The following is a 224-nucleotide window of genomic DNA, read 5'->3' as shown; positions in this document are numbered from 1 at the left end:
GAGCTTAAGCGCTATTAACACTGCCAATGTCTTAGCCGTAACTGGCAATGGCATCACCTTAAACGGTTCAATCACCACCACCGGTACTCAAACCTACACTGGCGCAGTGACACTGGGTAGTGATGTGGTTCTGACTACAGGCGGTAGTACCGGTCAAAACATAAGCTTTAGCTCAACGATTGATGGCAGCTTAGCAAATAGCCAATCATTAACTCTTAATACTG

At 46.0% G+C, this 224-nt stretch carries 1 protein-coding gene; it reads left to right on the top strand.

The genetic code is table 11. The features are described from left to right. Nucleotides 1-224: hypothetical protein (locus ICN47_RS12830; RefSeq protein WP_216220299.1), on the top strand; the 224-nt coding region annotated here is incomplete at both ends.

This window comes from Polynucleobacter sp. AP-Latsch-80-C2 (assembly GCF_018882185.1).
In the GTDB taxonomy this organism is placed as follows: domain Bacteria; phylum Pseudomonadota; class Gammaproteobacteria; order Burkholderiales; family Burkholderiaceae; genus Polynucleobacter.
The sequence above is the reverse complement of the archived record's forward strand: the minus strand, read 5'-3'. Positions and strand labels throughout refer to the sequence as shown.